This is a genomic window from Shewanella phaeophyticola (assembly GCF_025398315.1).
GTDB classification, from domain to species: Bacteria; Pseudomonadota; Gammaproteobacteria; order Enterobacterales; family Shewanellaceae; genus Shewanella; species Shewanella phaeophyticola.
The window spans coordinates 1289246-1308489 of the sequence record NZ_JAODOQ010000001.1; the positions used below are offsets into that span (position 1 = coordinate 1289246).

The window sequence follows — 19244 nt, forward strand, 5'->3', positions numbered from 1 at the left end:
GGAGTATTGTCATGAGCGCTGAAAAATTTAAGCTATTTTCTTTCAACGGCAAAATGAAAATTATGCATTTAAGCTGGATGGCCTTTTTTATCACCTTCGTTGTGTGGTTTAACGCAGCCCCGCTGGTCAGTGTGATTGCTGATAGCTTGGGACTGACTACTGCGCAAATTAAAACCTTGCTGATCCTCAATGTGGCATTAACGATTCCGGCTCGAATCATCATTGGGATGGTGACCGATAAATATAGCTCGCGTATTACGTATTCTGCATTATTGGCGATTTGTTCAATCCCGTGCTTTATGTTTGCCGTTGCCGATTCATTTGAGCAACTCGCATTAGCCCGTTTTTTAATTGGTTTTATTGGTGCTGGCTTTGTGATTGGTATCCGTATGGTCAGTGAATGGTTTCCTGCCAAAGAGTTAGGCACCGCAGAGGGCATTTACGGTGGGTGGGGTAACTTTGGCTCTGCCGCTGCAGCTTTTTCGTTACCGGCCATCGCACTGGCATTTGGTGGCGCTGATGGTTGGCGCTATGCTATTGGGTTAACAGGTTTAATGAGCTTAATATTTGCTTTTGTTTATTATTTTAACGTAACAGATACTCCAAAGGGGTCGACCTATTTTAAGCCAAAAAAAGGCGGTGGTTTAGAAGTCACCAGTAAAAGTGATTTAGTGTTATTAATTGTGATGAAAGTGCCTATGTACGCAACGTTAGCGCTATTGGGCTGGAAGCTGTCGCCAGCGGGTGTCAGCATGTTTACTCAAGATGTCACAAACTTGATTTATGCAGCTTTAGTGTTTGTATTTTTGATTGATTTTTATCAAACATATCAAGTTAATAAGCATCTTTTTTCTGTTGAAGTACCAGCGTTTGAGCGCTACGAGTTTAAACAGGTGGCGGTATTAAATGTGCTGTACTTTACAACGTTTGGTTCTGAGCTGGCTGTGGTGTCAATGTTGCCATTATTTTTTGCCGAAACCTTTGCTCTAGGTATGGCGCAAGCGGGTATGGTTGCGTCCAGTTATGCCTTTATGAACCTGATGTCTCGACCTGGTGGTGGCTGGTTAAGTGATAAATTTGGCCGTAAAACCACATTGCTGATTTTAACCGCAGGTTTGGCGATTGGGTATTTATCGGTAGCACAAATAGACTCAAGTTGGTCATTACCTCTTGCTGTAGTGGTTGTGATGGCGTGTTCTTTCTTTGTTCAAGGTGGTGAGGGCGCAGTATTTGCCGCCGTTCCACTCATTAAACGCCGCTTAACTGGCCAAATTGCGGGTATGACAGGCGCTTACGGTAATGTCGGTGCGGTATTCTTTTTAACAGTATATTCTATGGTGACGACACAAACGTTCTTCTATGTCATTGCTGTCAGTGCTGTATTTGGCTTTATTACCTTATTCTTTATGAATGAACCTAAAGGTCATATCGCTGAAGTGAATGAAGACGGTGAAGTCACCTTGATCAGTGTCAGCTAGGCAATCTCTATGAGTGAGATTGTTATTACAGCAGGAACCCTATGCCTCCAAAGTTAGAAACCAATGTAAGCCCTGTGATAGATGACACACTACCTTTTGCAACAAGTTTGCAATTGGTAGTAGGGCAAGCCTCTGAAAAAGGTCATAAATCGCAAAACGAAGATGCGATAGGCATACGTATCCCTAGCGGTGTATCGCTCATGACCAAAGGCATAGTTAGTGTGATTAGTGATGGTGTCAGTACGGCAGAGGGAGGCGCACAAGCTTCAGCCATTAGCGTGAGTAATTTTTTAGCTGATTATTATTCCACCCCTGATAGCTGGAGTGTTCAAACTTCAAGTGCCAAAGTATTAACTGCATTAAACCGTTGGCTTTATGGGTTAGGGCAAGATTATCGTGATGCACGGCGAGGTTATGTGTGTACCTTTAGTGCATTAGTATTTAAGTCATGCACTGTGCACATGTTACATGTGGGTGATTCACGTATTTATCGTTTTCGCCGCGCAGAATTAAGCCAATTAACCCATGACCACAGCACAAAAATAAACTCATCACATCAATATCTTACCCGAGCATTGGGGATGGACGTTAAACTCGATGTTGATTACAAAGCGCTAAGTGTAGAGCTAGACGATCTGTATTTATTAACCACAGACGGTATACACGATCAATTGACAGAGTTTGAATTACAACAAAAATTAGCCGCTTTTTGTCAGCAACACCCCAAATTATCAGATGAACTGTGCGAACAGTTTTGCCAATTATTAATAAAAAAAGCTTATGATTTAGGCAGTAAAGACAACCTCAGTGCGCAACTTTTGTGTGTTAGTCACTTACCTAAGCAAGCAATCGATGATGTGTACTTAAGTTTGTCTCAGCGGCCATTTCCGCCTCCCCTGAGTGTAGGGATGAAGCTTGATGGTTACACGGTCACGCATATTATTCATCAGTCGCAACGAAGCCAGGTTTATCGTGTTGTTAATGAGCAAGAGCAGTCTTTTTGCATGAAAACCCCCTCAGTAAATTACATTGATGATGCCGCTTACATTGAACGTTTTATGCTTGAAAGCTGGATTGGCCAACGGATCAATAGTGCCCATGTGGTTAACGTGGTTGAACAACATAAACCTAAATCGGCATTGTATTATTTGACTGAATTCCTTCCTGGGGTGAGCATAGCGCAATGGTTGGTTCAGCATAAAAGAGCCCCGGTAGAAGAGGTGTTATTATTGCTTAAACAAATCGAATTAGGCGTAAGGGCATTTCATCGCCGAGAAACACTTCATCAAGATTTAAAACCGGATAATATTTTTATTACCCGTGATGGCGTGGTTAAAATTATCGATTTTGGTTCATGCTTTATCAAAGGTGTTGCTGAAATTAGTACCCCATTAACCCGAGATCATATTTTAGGTACCGCCGATTACACCGCTCCCGAAGTGATATTAGGGTATCAAGCTGACGGTAGAGCCGACTTATTTTCTTTGGCGGTGATTGCCTATGAAATGTTAGCCGGGGAGTTACCTTTTAACGGTAAATTGGCTAAATGTAATACGAGACAAGCTTTTTTACGCCTAGAGTATGTTAATGCTCATAAACTTAATCCCATGGTGCCCACCTGGATTGATGATGTCTTAAAAAAAGCCTTAAACATTGAACCTAATCTTCGCCAAGCTGACACGTGTGAACTTATCCACCAATTAACCACGCCAAGCGCTCATCAACGCCCACAACATTTTGTCCCCCTTATTAGCCGCAACCCAGTTAGGTTTTGGCAAATTACGTCGATAGTCCTACTCTTGGCATTAATGACGAGCTTATTGGTTTAATACAATTTCCTATGAGCCAAGATTAAAATCATTCCTTTTGTCTTTAAAACCCAAAATCATTAAGGGTCTATATTGTTAGTTTTATTTAACACGTTGTTAAGTAAGGCTATTTTATGGTCGTAGTAAAAAGGTAGGGGGGGCTACGCTTTTAGCCAGAATGTCTATTATCGTTTAATACTGTGGAGTGACGTTTTATTGCTATTGAAGTGTCATAGTTTTGATAATGTCAAAGGAAAGAGGTTTTGAAAAACTATTGTTGATAGTGATTTCAAAACACAAGGGGTTTATGCATGATCTTCAAAAAGCGCACAAAGCAAAATCATTTTTCGGTTAAGGCAGCCATAATTGCGTTAACAGTGTGCGCTTTATCCTTTCCAAGTTTGAGCCAAGATATAAGTGAAATTGATGAATTAATGGTTGTTGGCAATACTGCAAACATTAATCAATCTGGTGATGCACTCTTGCTCAGCTTAACGCAACAAGGTGTCAATAATCATTATATCTCGACTCAATCAGGTTTTAATAATCAAATTTCCGCGATACAGCAAGGCACAAATAATTCTGTAATTGCTAATCAATCGGGGAGTGATATTGAAGCCAATATTCTTCAAGCTGGTTTTAATAATGTTCTGCTAATGAATCAATTAGGTTCAAGTTTGATGGTTGATGTCGATCAAATTGGATTTGATAACTTGGCTGTTGTAAATCAGACCGGTAATGAGAATGCGATTTGGATCCAGCAGTACGGTTCCGGAAATGCTGTAGGCGTGACCCAATGGGGTGTATCACAACATGTTGTTGTGACCCAGGGAAACTTATCTAACTAAGAGTAAAGGGAAATACGAAGATGAAATATTCTAAATTAGCGTTATTAGTCGCTTCAACAATATTTGCAACAGCAAATGTTTATGCAAGTGATGAAAATTTAGCAACGGTAAACCAAACCGGTGAAGAAAACAAAACAACTATCACTCAACAAGTTAATAGTTCTAACAACAATGCAATGGTAAACCAGAATCAAAATTTAAATGAAGCAACCATTGAACAGTCGAACACATCTAATACAAGTGCATATATTGACCAAGATGGGACTCACAACATTGCTGGTATTAGTCAACATGACGCAACTGAAACTTCTTTAGCTACAATCAACACCGTAGGTTCAGAAAATATGGCAAATATTGAGCAAAGGTTAAATAATCGAGCCAGTGCAAATGCAGCAGTTAATCAATTTGGTAATAATAATGAAGCGCAAATGCTTCAAGATAATGCCGATGGTGCTATGTCTGTAATTAATCAAAATGGTAATAGTGATTTTGCTAGAGTTCGGAATTATTTGTCTGACTTTGCAAATGCTGAAATAAATCAGAATGGTGGCTCTGGAGATAACAATGCTTTTATCAATCAGAACCACTCAGATGGTGCAACTGCAGCAATTAACCAGTTTGGGGAATTAAATGATGCTGATATTGAGCAAAATACTCAAAACCTTGGCTATTCAGCTACGGCAAGCACTACAATAGCGACAATGAATCAAGAAGGTATAAGTAATACCGGTTATATTAGGCAGATAGCTGATTCTAATACTGCGGACTTATTTCAATTAGGTAACGATAACTACGCGAAAATACAACAAAAAGATGTTAATAATACTGCCGATGTTGATCAATTAGGTAATAGTGATAAAGCCGTAGTGGAACAAACCGGACAAGATGGCTCGGCGACAATTATGCAAAATGGCAATACTAATAACGAGTCTTATGTATACCAAGGTGGTTTTTCCAATGTTGTAACAGTTGATCAAGTTGGTTCTGGGTTAATTGCAACGGTTACCCAATCTGATTTTGAAAACTTTGCCGATGTAGATCAAGTCGGTATTAACAATACCGCTGATGTTAATCAGAGCGGCTCAGCATCTGGCTCAGCCAATAGTGCAATTGTTGATCAAGCTGGTGATGGGGATAGCGCGACGATAGTTCAAGTTGGTAACTTGAATAATGCTATTGTTGAACAAGATTCAGGTAGTTATGGCAACATAATATCCATTTCACAGACTGGTTATAATAACTATGCGGGCGCATCAACAGAGGTTGGAGATAATAGTTCTATTACAGTCGTCCAGCAAGGTGACAATAACTCTGTAGGTAATTTATCCGGGGCGGCTAATTATTATGGTGCTAATGTTGGCGCGGGTACATTTGGTTCAGATAACATACTTACTATCGATCAGATTGGTAATGATAATAAAGCTTACGCTGACTCTTCAGATACTTCATCCGTGGTTGATATTGATCAAAATGGCGATATCAATACCGCGGTTGCAGAATCTTGGCTTGGTACGGATAATGATATTATGATTTCTCAAACTGGCACATTACATAATGCAGATGTTTTTGTGAATGGTGCTGGTGGTAATATGGTCTCAATTACCCAAACAGATATGAGTAATACTGCTAACGTTACCTCGATAGGCTCAGGTAATACAGCCACAATTGTACAAGGAACTGTCCTTTTACCATAGTACAAAAGTATACCAAAGGGTGCCTAAGCACCCTTTTGGCTAATTGTCATGCAAAAGTCGTCTTGCTAAGCTGAATACATCACTTGCAGTTTATTTCAACTTGGTTAAAACAAATCACATGGAGTGTAATTATGTTTAAAGTCGTAAATTGGATGATTGTATCCCGTTCTCAAATGCTGACGGATTTACTTGAGTGTCGCTGGCCACAGGAGTTTTTAGTTAAACTCACCAATGCACACCCTTGCGAAATGGCCAAGCTACTTTCAACATCACCCAATTCCATGGTCATTTTTGATTTAGCCACTGTTGATGTTCAACAAGCTTATCAGTTACAACGTATCGTTGAGCGCGAACATTGCGGAGTAAGAACCGTATTTGTAAATTTTCCAAAACAAGTTGATGCAAAGTTTCTTATTCATCCTTCCACCACAGCAGGTGTTTTTTACGTTGATGCCAGCTTAAAGGACATTGGGATTGGGTTAAATGAGATTTTAAAAGGCAGAAGTGCGATTCCTCAAATATTGTATCAGTCGTTGATGAATGTAGACAATGACGATGACAGTGATCAACTGACCATTCGTGAGCGAGAAGTGTTACACGCATTATTAGCTGGAAGTACTAACCTTGATATTGCTAACCAGTTATTTGTTAGTGAATCAACTATTAAAACTCATCTCTACCGAGCATTTCGTAAGATCGGTGTATCTAGTCGCGGGCAGGCTATTGCATGGGCGCAAACACATATGCATGAGGTTAGAGTGTGAAACTCTCAACAGCGTTATTAGCTTATTTATTGTTAAGTTCGGTGACGTTCGTTGCTGAAGTTATTGCAGTAGAACAACAAAACACAGATGTGAATATTGAAAAGTTTAATAAAGCAGACATTCCTATATCAACAGATAACGTAAAACTTGAGTCAAGTAAATCTAAAGCTCAAGAAAGCGCATTACAAAATTCCAAACAACAAAAGGTCGATGTCAGTGATGCTAAGCCAAAGCGGGAAGATGATTTAATTGATGGTTTAATATTAAACAGGGCAATGACAAGGTTTGGTCATCGTTTTTATCGGGAGTTTGTAAGTGCATATCGTGATATTAACGGTATGAATAATCACAATGGTTTGACTGTAGTTGAGCAAGCGACTGCAAGAAGTGGTAGTAAAATTTTAGTTTTACATAATAGAAAGCCAATATTTATTACTTTTGTTTCTCCAGCATCACGAAGTTTGGATGCACAGGCCGATGTGGCAGCTAGAAGAGTTAATGATTTATTGCTGCAATATCAACAACAGTCAAAGTGGAGTGCATTTTCAGATCCAGATCTTGCCTCCGATGAGTTTTAGCAGGATAAGCATATGAAAAAAATAATAGCTGTAATGTCTATCTCATTTATAAGTTTACCGATTTTTGCTACTGAATTGGTATATACCCCTGTTAACCCTTCTTTTGGAGGCAGTTACCTTAATGGAAGTTATTTACTTTCCAATGCAGCGGCTCAAAATAAATACCAGGGAGGGTCTTCTTATGTCGCTCCTACAGCACTTGATCGGCTTGCTAGTTCATTAGAGTCTAGATTAATGAGCCAATTGTTTAATGATGCAGCTAATGGTGCTGAAGGATACTTAAAAACCGATGATTTTGAAATTAATGTTGTTAATGAAGACGGCTCATTATTAGTCCATATTACCGATTTATTAACCGGTGAGACGACCATTATTGAAGTGGGTGGCATTGTCGGTTCTTCAACTGGGGGCTAATTATGAATAAACTACTACTTAGTTTTATATTGGTATTATTAACAGCATGTACCTCAGTGAAAAGCGAATTTGATGGCATAGAAGCATCTACCAGCTTAATGCCAAAAAGTGAGACTTATTACGATCTCGTTAGCTTACCTTCACCGCAAGGAAGTATGGTTGCTGCTGTTTACGATTTTCGCGATCAAACTGGTCAGTATAAGCCTATTCCTTCAAGCAACTTTTCGACAGCAGTTCCGCAATCTGGTACTGCATTTTTAGCCCAGGCATTGAATGATTCAGCTTGGTTTGTACCTGTTGAGCGTGAAGGCTTGCAAAATCTACTGACGGAACGAAAAATTGTTCGTGCGGGTTTAAATGGTGAGTCAAGCAAGTTACCTCAATTAAGCAGCGCGCAGATTTTAATGGAAGGTGGCATAGTTGCGTATGATACCAATATTAAAACCGGTGGTGCTGGTGCTAGATATCTTGGAATTGGTGCATCTGGGCAGTATCGCGTAGACAGCATAACTGTTAATTTACGAGCAGTTGATATCCGAACTGGTCGGTTACTCAGTAGCGTTACAACAACAAAATCCGTTATCTCAAAAGAGATGACTGCCGGTGTATTTAAATTTATCGATGCACAAGAGTTATTAGAAGCTGAAGCAGGATATACTTCTAATGAACCGGTAAGCTTATGTATTGCTGCTGCGATTGAAAGTGCAGTTGTCCACATGATTGCTGATGGAATTTGGAAACGCGCATGGAATTTACGAGACCCTGTATCAGGAGTCAATAGTCCGGTATTACAAAAATATTGGCTTGAAGCTCATACCGTCAATCAAGTAAAAGAGCGTATTTCTCAAAGTTAATTGCTGCTCTAACTAAACAAAATAAAAATGGGTATCAGTTGATACCCATTTTTGTGTCAGCTGGTCGTGATTAACCACAATTAATAAGACACTATATGTTAAGCCGCTGTTAGTTAAACCAAAGTGCGGTTTTACTGGCATCGCTAATGGTTAATGAAATCGTGTCAGCAACAGCTTCTCGCACTGGCAATTGGCCTTGCATCAATTCATCGCGTCTAAACCAATGTAGATTTAGTTTTTTGCCTACGCTGTAGCTTTGTAACTGTTGTTCAAATTGAGCGGTAACTTGTAACTTATCAGCGGCAATCAGCAAATCACCAGCACTTAATCCCGCTTGATGCGCAGGGCTGTTTTGGCTAACCGTTAACACTTTTAACCCAAGCGATTCAGGTTTTGTTTTTGCACCAAAAGCAATTCTATAACCTTTAGCCTCTCCCCCTAAATCATTGGCTCCTTCGCTTGGGCGCACAGTCATGTTAATGCCGACCTGTTCAAGTAAGCTGCTTAATGGTAAGTCTTGGGTGTTGTCTAAATAAGCAAAAATATCATCGCAGGGGCGTTTTAGCAGTTTTTCAACAATCTGTTGGTGGCTCATGTTATTGGTGCCAATTTGCGTTAGGCCATACTGTTGCCATAACGTGCGCATTACATCATCAAGGCTGTGCTTGCCTTGGGTTTCTATGCGGATGGTTAAGTCTAGATACAACGCAAATAAGGCACCTTTGGTGTAATAACTGACAATGGCATTAGCCGCATTTTCATCTTGCTTGTAAAACTTAGTCCAAGCATTAAAGCTCGATTGTTTTAGGGTTTGTTTAAATCGGCCTTCACCGCGATACACTCGAGTCATAATTTGACTCAGCAGGGTTAAATAACCTTTTTCATCGATACATTTTGATTTAAAGGTAATTAAATCATCGTAGTATGAGGTAATCCCTTCATAAGCCCATAACTGCTCAGTGTACGACTCTTGCGATAAATCAAACGGGGTAAACTCAGCGGGTTTAATACGTTTGACGTTCCATGAATGGAAGTATTCGTGGCTGCACAGCGACAAATAGGTGCGATAGCCTTTATCGACAGGCCCATCGAGTGACAAGGGGAGGTCGTTACGTGAGCACATTAACGCGGTTGAGGCTTTATGTTCTAATCCACCAAAGCCGTTATCTAAAACCGTGGTCATAAACACATAACGCTCAAACGGTGCTGGCGTGCCAAATAAGTTAATTTGATATTCGCAAATGGCGGTTAAATCCTTAGCCAAGCGAGCCATATTGGCGCGGTGCTTACCACTGAGTACGATGTCGTGTGGCACGCCTGCGGCGTAAAATGTTTCAATGCTGAGCTCGCCCATTTCAACGGGATGATCGATTAAGTCGTCGTAGTTTGGAGCATTAAAGTCGCCAAAGCCAAATGGCTCACCTGCGGTTCTGTGCATGCTGGTGGCCAGAGTCCAGTGGCTTAACTCGGCTAAAGCGGGTTTGGCAATGGTGACCTGATGCGAGTGTGACTCAAGCCCTTTGGCGGCTAAAAAGACACTACTGCCGTTAAAGAAACCGTGGTTTGTATCAAGGTGGGCGGTACGTACTGATAAATCCCAGGCGTAAATTTGATAGCACAATACGATGTCGCTACCCTGGTTATTTACCTGCCAGGTTTGCTTATCGAGTTGGGTGACAGTTAGTGCTTGTTGATTTTCTGTGGCATCAATTTCAATAATGTTTTTGGCAAAATCACGGATCATATAACTGCCAGGTAACCAAGCGGGTAAACAAAATACTTGTGATGGTGAAGCTTGGCTGACGGTGAGAGTGACTTCAAATAAGTGCGCTTTAGGATCGATCGCATGGATATGATAATGCATAAAGAATTCCAAATAGTAGAAGCGTTGCAATCAAAAGGATTGAGCTATAATCGACAATGCTGCCAAAATTGACTCAGTTAAGCAAACGAATCGCATTTTCTGTAAAAGATTGATGATTAAATGCGTTTTTTCTGGAGTCAGAGATCAAAGACTTGTTACTATTATCAGTAGCAAAATGCTGTCATTCATTGAGGATCGTAAAATGGCCGAAGAAACCATATTCAGTAAAATTATTCGTCGTGAAATTCCAGCCGATATTTTATATCAAGATGAACTTGTCACTGCATTTCGTGATATTGCTCCTCAAGCGCCAACGCACATACTTATTATTCCTAATCATTTAATTGCGACTGCAAATGATGTCAAAGCATCAGATGAAAAAGCGCTAGGGCGTATGATGACCGTTGCAGCAAAATTAGCCGATGAAGCAGGTATTGCAGACGATGGTTATCGATTAATTATGAATTGTAATAAACATGGTGGCCAAGAGGTATACCATATTCATATGCATCTTTTAGGCGGTAAGCCATTAGGTACCAATGCTGAGCCGCGACGAATGATAATTAACAGTGATTATTTCCCATTAACTGAAGTGGCTACACGCTTTGTCAACCAGCTTGCTCAGTGTCGCCGTTTAGGGTTAAGTGTTAAAGAAGCCAGTGAGCATCACGTATTAATTGAGTTGCCATACAGCCAAGATATTATTGGTTACCCTGACACGAGTGTGATCCATGGTGGGGTAATTACCACATTAATTGACACCGCCTGTGGCACCGCAGTGGTGTGCGCTATTTTAAAAAAATATCAATCGCTTGAGTTATCGCCAACGTTAGATTTACGGGTTGATTACATGAAGCCCGCCGAACCGCTCAAACCGGTCTATGCCTTTGCAGAGTGTTACCGTTTATCGTCAAGTGTTGCCTTTACCCGTGCGATTGCTTATCAAGAAAGTATTGATGAGCCTATTGCCCATGCGGTAGGTTCGTTTATGCGTATTAGCCCAGAAATGGTTGGTGAAGAGTTTCGTCAAGCATTAATGGGTAATTTGCCGGAGAGTCAGCATGACTGAGCAAACAACCCCAGAGGTATCAAATGAGTTGGATGTTCAAGATGTGGTAAAGCGTGCCATTGAGTTAAATGATTACAGTTATTTACTCGAAAAAGTGCCGTACTCACAATTTATAGGTATGTCAGTAGCTCGTTTCGGCGATGAAATGGTATTTAGATTACCCGCAAAAGATGACAATATCGGTAATCCAATTTTACCGGCCATTCATGGCGGGGTGATTGCAGGTTTTATGGAAATGTCGGCTATTGTGCAATTAATGGTGTTTATGCAAGCTAAAAAGGTGCCTAAAATAGTTGATTTTTCAATTGACTATTTACGTGCAGGCTTACATCAAGACTCGTTTGCGGAATGTAAAATTACCCGTCAAGGGCGCCGCGTGGCCAATGTCAGCATTAATTGTTGGCAAACTAACCGTAAACAATTGATTGCGACAGCTAGTGTCACACTTTTTGCTAGATTAATAACCCAAAACCGCCAGTAACATTTAAGGAAAAGATTATGAAACTCGCATCGATTATCGTATTCACATCAACGTTGTTACTTGGCGCTTGTGCTCACAATACCGCGGGTATTGCCGTTGACTCTAATGGGCAAGTGCGAGTGGATAGCAGCTCTTTTGCCAGTGATGTCAATGTCACCGATATAACCTCAATGATGGTGGGTGACTTAGTGAAAGCCTCGGCGTTAATTCAAAGTAAATCGAGCTATGACCAACGCGTGCAATACAAATTCAACTGGTTTGATGCCAACGGCTATACCATTGAAGATGAAGCAACAAGTTGGAAGTCGCTTAAATTACATGGCATGCAACAACTGCAAGTGAGTGCAGTAGCGCCTAATACTCAAGTCAGTCATTTTGAAATATACGTGCGCGAAACCTACTCTGATTAATCGCTGTTGATATGTGATAACTCAATACAGAGCAAGGCTTTGTTGACTTGAATGCAACGAAACCTACAGGTTGATATCGACTGGCTATTTTTGTGTTATCAAATTGTATGAAGGATCGTGTAATCAAATTTTAGATAGTTTATACTCGTGATCGCCAAGGGGTGTTCAGCACGACTGAACTGAGATGTCTTAAGACGAACCCTTAGAACCTGATCCGGCTTATACCGGCGTAGGAATGGCTACACTATCTATAAGTGCACCTCTTATTCGCTACTCTTGCCGGATCTCAAAATAACTATTTGAGGTCCTATGTTCACGAAAAAATCTATCGGGTTATCCCACACGCCAATTGCTTTAGCGGTTATTACAGCATTGAGCTCGCCTATTGTCATGGCTAAAACTGCTGATGTTGAGCAGGTCACGCCAGAATATGAAAAAATGGAAGTGATTGTTGTTAATGCTGACTTTAGTAATATCAGCCTTGATAAAATGCCATCAAGTGTCACTGTTATTGATGTGCAGCAATTAGAAGATGAAGGCGCACAACATTTTGAAGACGTGCTTAATTCCATCGCCAATTTTAACTGGTCAGGTGGCAGCTCACGTCCTAAGTATTTCCAAATTCGCGGTGTCGGTGAGCAAGAACAATACCAAGGCGCACCAAACTCATCAGTTGGCTTTGTGGTCGATGACATTGATTTATCAGGGCTTGGCATGGTGTCGAGCATGTATGATATGCAGCAAGTTGAAGTGCTGCGTGAATCGCAAGGGACGCAATACGGTGCCAATGCACTAGCTGGGTTAATTTACCTCAAAAGTAATGATCCGACTGATTCTTTTGAGCATGGCATTAAAGTCAGCTTGGGCGATGACGACTTACGCACTTTTTCAGGTTTTAGCTCTGGAGCCATTAAATGATACAGGCAAGTTGTTATATCGCGTGTCTATAGAGCAACATAATCAAAATGGTTACCGTGATAATGTATACCTAAACAGCGACGACACCAATCAACGTGATGAACTAAGCGCCCGTGCTAAATTACGTTGGTATGCCAGCGACGATTTACAAATTGATTTAACCTTACTACATGCCAATTTTGATAATGGCTACGATGCCTGGACACTCGATAACAACAGCAGTAATACTTTAACCGACCAACCGGGTATCGACACTCAAGAAACCACCGGCGCAGGGCTTAAATTTATTTATACTGGCGCAAAGGGATTTGACCTTACCTCGCTAACATCAATAGCACAAACAGACCATCATCATGCTTATGACGGTGACTGGGCAAATCCAGATTACTGGGCAAGCAAAGAATGTACAGCCTATGACGATGATTATAATGTCACTGGCAGCGAACCGTGTGAATATGATTATATCTGGGATAAAGAAGGCGATCGTCAAACGCTTACCCAAGAGTTTCGTTTATCGTCAAAAGATGCTGGGCGGATTTTTGCAGGCTCAACGGATTGGTTAGTTGGGGTATATATGATGAACCTCAATGAAGATAATGACTTGTATTCAGAGTACAACACTTGGCCAGACGAAGTGTTGCAGTCGAGCTACGAAGCTACAAATTATGCCGTCTTTGCTCAGTTAGACAGCCAGTTAGGCAATGACTATTTGTTATCTACCGGTTTGCGATTTGAGCGCCGTGACAGCGAGTACCGCGACAGCAATAACGACGATTTTGACCCGTCAGAAAACATGTGGGGAGGCCATGTTGCTTTATCAAAAGCGATGAATAGCAACCATAATGCTTATGCCCGTATTGCGCGAGGTTATAAAGCGGGTGGCTTTAATATGACGTTGCCCACTGAGCTTGCCAACAAAAAAGAGTTTGATACTGAGATTTTGTATAACTATGAAATCGGCATGAAGTCGACTTGGTTAAACGGTCAGGTTGATTCTACGCTAGCGATATTCTTTATGGATCGTGAAGATCAACAAGTGTCTGCGTCTTTACAAGATCCTGATAACCCACAACGATTTATTTTATTTACTGAAAATGCCGGTAGTTCGCAAAATTACGGTGCAGAGCTGGATGCTAAGTGGTACGTTACAGAAAACATCGAGTTTTATGGCAGTGTAGGTTGGTTAGAAACCGAATACGGTCAGTATGAATACAGCGACAAATACGGCTCAGTTGTGGATTTATCTGGCCGCGAACTCGCTCATTCGCCGCAATTTACCTACAGTGCTGGCGTGACTTATGTTGCCGACTCAGGTTGGTTTGCTAACCTTAATGCCAGTGGTAAAAGTGAGTTTTATTACTCAGACAGCAATGAATCAACCTCAGACGCCTACACCATTTATAATGCTCGTATCGGCTATGAAACCGTAACGTGGTCTGCTTATTTATGGGGCAGAAACTTATTTGATAAAGAATACGGTGTGCGCGGGTTCTACTTTGGTAACGAACCCGATTTAGATTGGGCCGACAAGCAATACATACGTTATGGCGATCCTCGTCAGGTGGGCGTTACATTCGATTATAAGTTTATGTAAGTTCAACAGCGGTACCACCCGGTGCCGCATACTTTTTAGGATATGAGCAATGAAATTAACCGCTGAAATTAGTATGTATCCCTTTAATGAAAACTATCTTGACCCGATAAAATGGTTTATTGGTCGTGTTGATAGTTACAACAATATTGAGCGTGTCACCAACGCCATGGCAACACAAATATGTGGTGAATACGCTGATGTGATGTCAATGCTGGCCATTGAAATGCAAGCTGCTCACGATAAGTGGGGCAAAGCCGTGTTTGTATGCAAATTTATTGGCGGCGAACTTAACCTAAGCCATAGCGAATAACCCTAATGAACGAGATGATTTTAGCCTTTCAGCAAGCTTTTAACGAAGCATCGGTAATGACCTTCTGGGAGGCTATCGCGGTCATGCTTGCGTTGGCTTATCTTATTTTGGCAATGCGCACTAATATTTGGTGTTGGTCGGCCGCTTTTCTGAGCACAGCAATTTATACCGTTCTATTTTGGAATGTGTCGTTACTGATGGAGTCGGTGCTCAATATTTATTATATGGGCATGGCCGTTTATGGTTATTGGTTGTGGTTGCATGTGCCGACTACGCAACAATCTCAGCAATACAGCGTTAGTTCTCAACTTATGATTACCAGTTGGTCACTTAAAACCCATAGCATCGTCATTGCCGTGACATCCTTGGTGTCTGTTATTGTTGGCTACGCAATGGCAAATTATACTTCTGCGGCTTTTCCTTATATTGACGCAGCAACAACCTGTTTTGCAGTGGTCACTACCTATTTAGTCGCCAAAAAGGTGCTCGAGAACTGGCTCTATTGGGTGATTATCGATGTAGTATCCATCTACCTTTACTTCCAAAAAGGGTTAATGTTAACTTCAGGTTTGTTTATTTTATATGTCGCGATGGCCGTAGCAGGTTACCTGATGTGGCGTAAAAAATACCAACACACGGTGGTAGAGCAAGATAAGGTTTCTCAACAAGCAATTAGTGTATAATCACAGCATTATCAGATTGTTATTTCGGTTAAGTTTATGCCATCACCCTTACTCACGTTACCGAGTGAGTTAATTAATACTTTGCAGCAGGCCATGCCCGCTGCAAAGTATCACTCATTATTAACCCAATGCCGCGCTGTTAGCTTATTAAATACTGGGTTAAGTAACCAAAACTATCTACTGTCTTACCTCACTGGCGACAAGGTGTTACGGGTTAATCAACGCCACAGTCATTGGTGTAATAGGGTGTTAGAAGTTGAATGTTGGCGTTCTGCTATCGCGGCAAAAATCGCGCCGAAATTAGAATGGGTGAGTGACGACCACCAATTTTACTTAAGCGAATTTGTCGCTCAACCACAAGGTGATTGGAGCCAATTCTCATCAATGTTTGGCCACTCATCTGCTCGGCCATTGGCAGCGATGTCTCACCCCGATGTGGATGCGGTTACTTTGCTGACACAATTGTTTGCCTCGCTGAGTCAATTACCTGTACCGTCTAAAAGTATCACCGTTAGCGCCCAATGGCAGGAGTATGCCCTGCAACTTGCGCAATACAGTGCAGAACAAACTCAACCGCAGTGGCAACAAGCATGGCAACAACTGCAACGATTAAATGCCCGCGTAAGGCAGTGGTTATCACAACTAGAGTCTTGCATGTTATTGCCTATATTCTGTCATCGTGACGTAACACCGCACAATTTACTATTAAGCTCTCCGTTGAGCTCGCAAAATAATCCAGGCCATATTGGCCAAGCTAAATTGTATTGTATTGATTACGAATACGCAGTTGCTAGCCATCCGTTATTTGATTTAGCCAGTGCCATAGCAACACATCAGTTAACAAATGAACAAGTAAATCAATTGACCCACAAGGTTATTGTGCAATATTGTCAGATGGCGAGCTTAACTGACGTGGCAGCAGCCAAGGCGGCATTACCCGCAGCAATCAATTGTTTTTGGTTGTTTTCGGCAATGTGGGCGTTATTAATGGCGGCGCAAGACACTGAACAGTCAACCCAATATATAGACTATTTTAATGATTATTTGGGGTATATTACCTTTTAAGGTTCACTCTGCTACTAACTGGATTAGATTTTATTGAGGGATTCAATGTGACCAAAAAGTTGCTTTTAGTACTGCTCTGTTCGCTGTTTTTTGTGGGGTGTTCAACAAAAGTCAGTTACTTCTTCTTAGACTGAGCCATCGAATGGGAAGTCGAAGAATATGTCGATTTAAATGCTGCTCAACAAGATAAATTCGACGAGGTAATAGAGCATTTTTTAGTGTGGCATAGAGAGCAAGAGCTACCACGCTATCGCGATCAATTGCAGTTGTTATCAGTACAAGCCAAGCAAAATACCTTAACGCCTGAGCTTTGGCAGCAACAAGTGACAATGGCTAAATCTCATTGGTATCGGATTTTTGATTTTGTCATGCCAGAACTGTTACCCATTATTGCCAGTTTTGATGATGACCAAGTGCAGCAAGTACTTAGTCAGCTTAAAAAAGAGCAACAAGAATTAGTGGATGAATATGCCGGTAAAGATCAGGCTGAGCTTATAAAAGACTCAAATAAGCGAATTGAAAAACAACTCAAAGAGTGGACTGGCAGTGTTAGTGAAGTACAAAAAAACATTATTCATCAAGCCACTACTGAACGACTCGCCACACTTGATATGTGGTTAGAATATCGTCATGAATGGCAACGCCAATTTGAACAAGCTTTGTTGCGACGCAGCGAAACCGAGTTCTTTACTGCGCAAATGACTCGTTTAATGACCGCTCCAGACGAACTTAAGTCCCTCGTTTACCGCGACAAAGTCAATGAAAATACCCATAAGTTTGGTTCCATGCTCATTGCACTAAATCAAACATTCACTGATAAGCAACGCCAACACTTTGATAAAAAATTAACCGAGCTTGTTGACGACCTCACCGAGCTTCACCTAGATAAATAGCCCTACTTGAAATGTTTTATTGATTTAGCGGGTCTTTTAAGACACTAGACAATCAAAATGGGATATTTATGCAGACGTTAATTGGGCTTTATCAACAATTTCTACAAGTGGTTAAGCATTCAGAAGGCTTAGCCGCTTTGGCGTTAAGGCTGTATCTCGCACCCGTATTAATGCAAGCAGGATACAATAAATTGTCGCATTTCGAAGACACTGCTGCTTGGTTTGGTAACCCTGATTGGGGTTTAGGTTTACCTATGCCAGAGGTGATGACGGCATTGGCCGCAGGCACAGAGCTCTTTGGTGGAGCCCTGTTATTAATTGGTCTTGCAACAAGATTAGTGGCTTTACCTATGATGATCACCATGCTGGTGGCTGCATTTGCGGTGCATTTACCTAATGGCTGGTTAGCGATTGCCGATGCTAGTTCATGGTTAGCGAACGAGAACGTGATTGCCTCAGCAGAAAAGTTAGCCGCGGCTAAATCTATTTTACAACAACACGGTAATTACGAATGGCTTACTAGTTCAGGTAATTTTGTCATTTTAAATAATGGGATTGAGTTTGCCATTACCTACTTATTTATGTTGTTAGCATTATTCGTAATAGGTGGTGGGCGTTACACCAGTGTGGATTATTTTTTTAGCCGTCGCTTACTTAAGTAATTTTATTAACTCGGTTGATTAAATCGCTTCAATTAATCCCACCAAACTGGTGGGATTTTTGTTAATATCGGTCACATCATTTTTTAAAGGATTGTGATCTTGGACGCAAAAGAATTGTTATTGACCCGTCAATCGACCCCACGTCTTGTCGCCCCAGCGCCAAATGCAGAACAACTGGCTTTTTTACTTGATGCTGGCGCAAGAGTGCCCGATCACGGCGCGCTAACTCCCTGGGAATTTATCATTGCGGTCGATGAGGGTTTAGCAAAACTGGCCGATATTTTTGTTGCCGCCGCCAAAGCACAGGGTGCAGATGAGGCCATGATAACTAAAGCTGGTAACATGCCATATCGTGCTCCTATGGTGATTACCGTTGTGGCCAAAACGCAACAGCATGACAAAGTGCCGGCCATTGAGCAGCACATCGCAGCAGGTTGCGCCACCATGGCCATGCAACAAGCCGCATTCGCTTTAGGCATTGGTGCTGTGTGGCGCAGTGGTGATTTTGCTTTTAATGCTAATGTGAATGCCGCATTAGGATTAACTGAAATTGATCAAATTGTGGGCTTTTTATATGTCGGCACCCCAGCGGTGGTCGCACCCACTAAACCGCTTAAAAGTGGCCAGCAATTTTCGCGTTATTTGTAAGCTATGTAAGGTCATTTCCGCTCGACGTTAGGAGCCTTGGTCATCTTCATGTTGATGGCCTGCGGCCAATAACGTCGTGGCGCTTCGTCTCGTTTCAAACAGCATCTTAACTGGCTACAAATGTCGAGTAGATATCCAGTTGCGGCTATGTCTCCCACCTTTATGCCGTTATAATTCCTTTGTGTAAAAAAGCCAGTCTTGGTCTCGTT

The 19244-nt window shown here is 41.4% G+C and carries 17 protein-coding genes, 3 pseudogenes and 1 riboswitch; of the genes and pseudogenes, 19 read left to right on the forward strand and 1 reads right to left on the reverse strand.

What is annotated here, in order from left to right:
* Positions 1-11: 11 nt before the first annotated feature.
* From N4T56_RS06055 to N4T56_RS06090, 8 genes are all read left to right on the forward strand, one after another.
* Entirely contained in the window at positions 12-1478 is a 1467-nt protein-coding gene (locus tag N4T56_RS06055; protein WP_261732578.1) for a NarK family nitrate/nitrite MFS transporter, read from the forward strand.
* A gap of 41 nt (positions 1479-1519) precedes the next feature.
* Entirely contained in the window at positions 1520-3307 is a 1788-nt protein-coding gene (locus N4T56_RS06060) for a bifunctional protein-serine/threonine kinase/phosphatase (protein WP_261732579.1), read from the forward strand.
* Between the two features lie 290 nt (positions 3308-3597).
* Positions 3598-4134: a curlin gene (locus N4T56_RS06065; RefSeq protein WP_261732580.1), complete on the forward strand. Its 537-nt coding sequence runs from the start codon at positions 3598-3600 to the stop codon at positions 4132-4134.
* A gap of 20 nt (positions 4135-4154) precedes the next feature.
* Positions 4155-5828, forward strand: coding sequence for a curlin (locus N4T56_RS06070; protein WP_261732581.1), 1674 nt, complete (start codon positions 4155-4157; stop codon positions 5826-5828).
* A gap of 131 nt (positions 5829-5959) precedes the next feature.
* A complete protein-coding gene (locus N4T56_RS06075) occupies positions 5960-6592 on the forward strand; it encodes a LuxR C-terminal-related transcriptional regulator (protein WP_261732582.1) in 633 nt (210 codons plus the stop codon).
* Positions 6589-7170 (forward strand): curli production assembly/transport protein CsgE, encoded by a 582-nt coding sequence (locus N4T56_RS06080; protein ID WP_261732583.1) that lies wholly within the window; start codon positions 6589-6591, stop codon positions 7168-7170. The genes N4T56_RS06075 and N4T56_RS06080 overlap by 4 nt, the downstream gene beginning before the upstream one ends.
* Positions 7171-7182: 12 nt before the next feature.
* A complete protein-coding gene (locus tag N4T56_RS06085; protein WP_188920411.1) occupies positions 7183-7584 on the forward strand; it encodes a curli assembly protein CsgF in 402 nt (133 codons plus the stop codon).
* A gap of 2 nt (positions 7585-7586) precedes the next feature.
* A complete protein-coding gene (locus tag N4T56_RS06090; protein WP_261732584.1) occupies positions 7587-8438 on the forward strand; it encodes a CsgG/HfaB family protein in 852 nt (283 codons plus the stop codon).
* 109 nt (positions 8439-8547) lie between these two features.
* Here the strand turns inward: N4T56_RS06090 and N4T56_RS06095 are convergent, their stop codons facing one another.
* A complete protein-coding gene (locus N4T56_RS06095) occupies positions 8548-10302 on the reverse strand; it encodes a M61 family metallopeptidase (RefSeq protein WP_261732585.1) in 1755 nt (584 codons plus the stop codon).
* Positions 10303-10504: 202 nt separating this feature from the next.
* Between N4T56_RS06095 and hinT the strand changes: the two are divergent.
* The 11 genes and pseudogenes from hinT to N4T56_RS06150 all read left to right on the forward strand — a co-directional run bounded on the left by hinT (position 10505) and on the right by N4T56_RS06150 (position 19035).
* A pseudogene (gene hinT, locus N4T56_RS06100) lies at positions 10505-10862 on the forward strand (purine nucleoside phosphoramidase).
* Positions 10859-11371 (forward strand): PaaI family thioesterase, encoded by a 513-nt coding sequence (locus N4T56_RS06105; protein ID WP_261734756.1) that lies wholly within the window; start codon positions 10859-10861, stop codon positions 11369-11371. Before hinT ends, N4T56_RS06105 begins: the two are co-directional and overlap by 4 nt.
* Positions 11364-11832: pseudogene (locus N4T56_RS06110) on the forward strand (PaaI family thioesterase). Before N4T56_RS06105 ends, N4T56_RS06110 begins: the two are co-directional and overlap by 8 nt.
* 37 nt (positions 11833-11869) lie before the next feature.
* A complete protein-coding gene (locus N4T56_RS06115; protein ID WP_390904018.1) occupies positions 11870-12262 on the forward strand; it encodes a YcfL family protein in 393 nt (130 codons plus the stop codon).
* Positions 12263-12409: 147 nt separating this feature from the next.
* Positions 12410-12515: riboswitch (TPP riboswitch) on the forward strand.
* A 56-nt stretch (positions 12516-12571) separates the two neighbouring features.
* Positions 12572-14774: pseudogene (locus N4T56_RS06120) on the forward strand (TonB-dependent receptor).
* Positions 14775-14823: 49 nt separating this feature from the next.
* Positions 14824-15084 carry a hypothetical protein gene (locus N4T56_RS06125; RefSeq protein ID WP_261732586.1) on the forward strand — a complete coding sequence of 87 codons (261 nt, stop codon included), beginning with the start codon at positions 14824-14826 and terminating at the stop codon, positions 15082-15084.
* Positions 15085-15089: 5 nt separating this feature from the next.
* Positions 15090-15767, forward strand: coding sequence for a nicotinamide riboside transporter PnuC (gene pnuC / locus N4T56_RS06130; RefSeq protein WP_261732587.1), 678 nt, complete (start codon positions 15090-15092; stop codon positions 15765-15767).
* 36 nt (positions 15768-15803) lie between these two features.
* A complete protein-coding gene (locus tag N4T56_RS06135; protein ID WP_261732588.1) occupies positions 15804-16832 on the forward strand; it encodes an aminoglycoside phosphotransferase family protein in 1029 nt (342 codons plus the stop codon).
* Between the two features lie 137 nt (positions 16833-16969).
* Positions 16970-17725, forward strand: a complete 756-nt coding sequence (locus tag N4T56_RS06140) for a DUF6279 family lipoprotein (RefSeq protein ID WP_315903083.1) — start codon at positions 16970-16972, stop codon at positions 17723-17725.
* A gap of 68 nt (positions 17726-17793) precedes the next feature.
* Positions 17794-18387, forward strand: coding sequence for an HvfX family Cu-binding RiPP maturation protein (locus N4T56_RS06145; protein ID WP_261732589.1), 594 nt, complete (start codon positions 17794-17796; stop codon positions 18385-18387).
* A 99-nt stretch (positions 18388-18486) separates the two neighbouring features.
* Positions 18487-19035, forward strand: coding sequence for an NAD(P)H nitroreductase (locus N4T56_RS06150; RefSeq protein WP_261732590.1), 549 nt, complete (start codon positions 18487-18489; stop codon positions 19033-19035).
* Positions 19036-19244 lie beyond the last annotated feature (209 nt).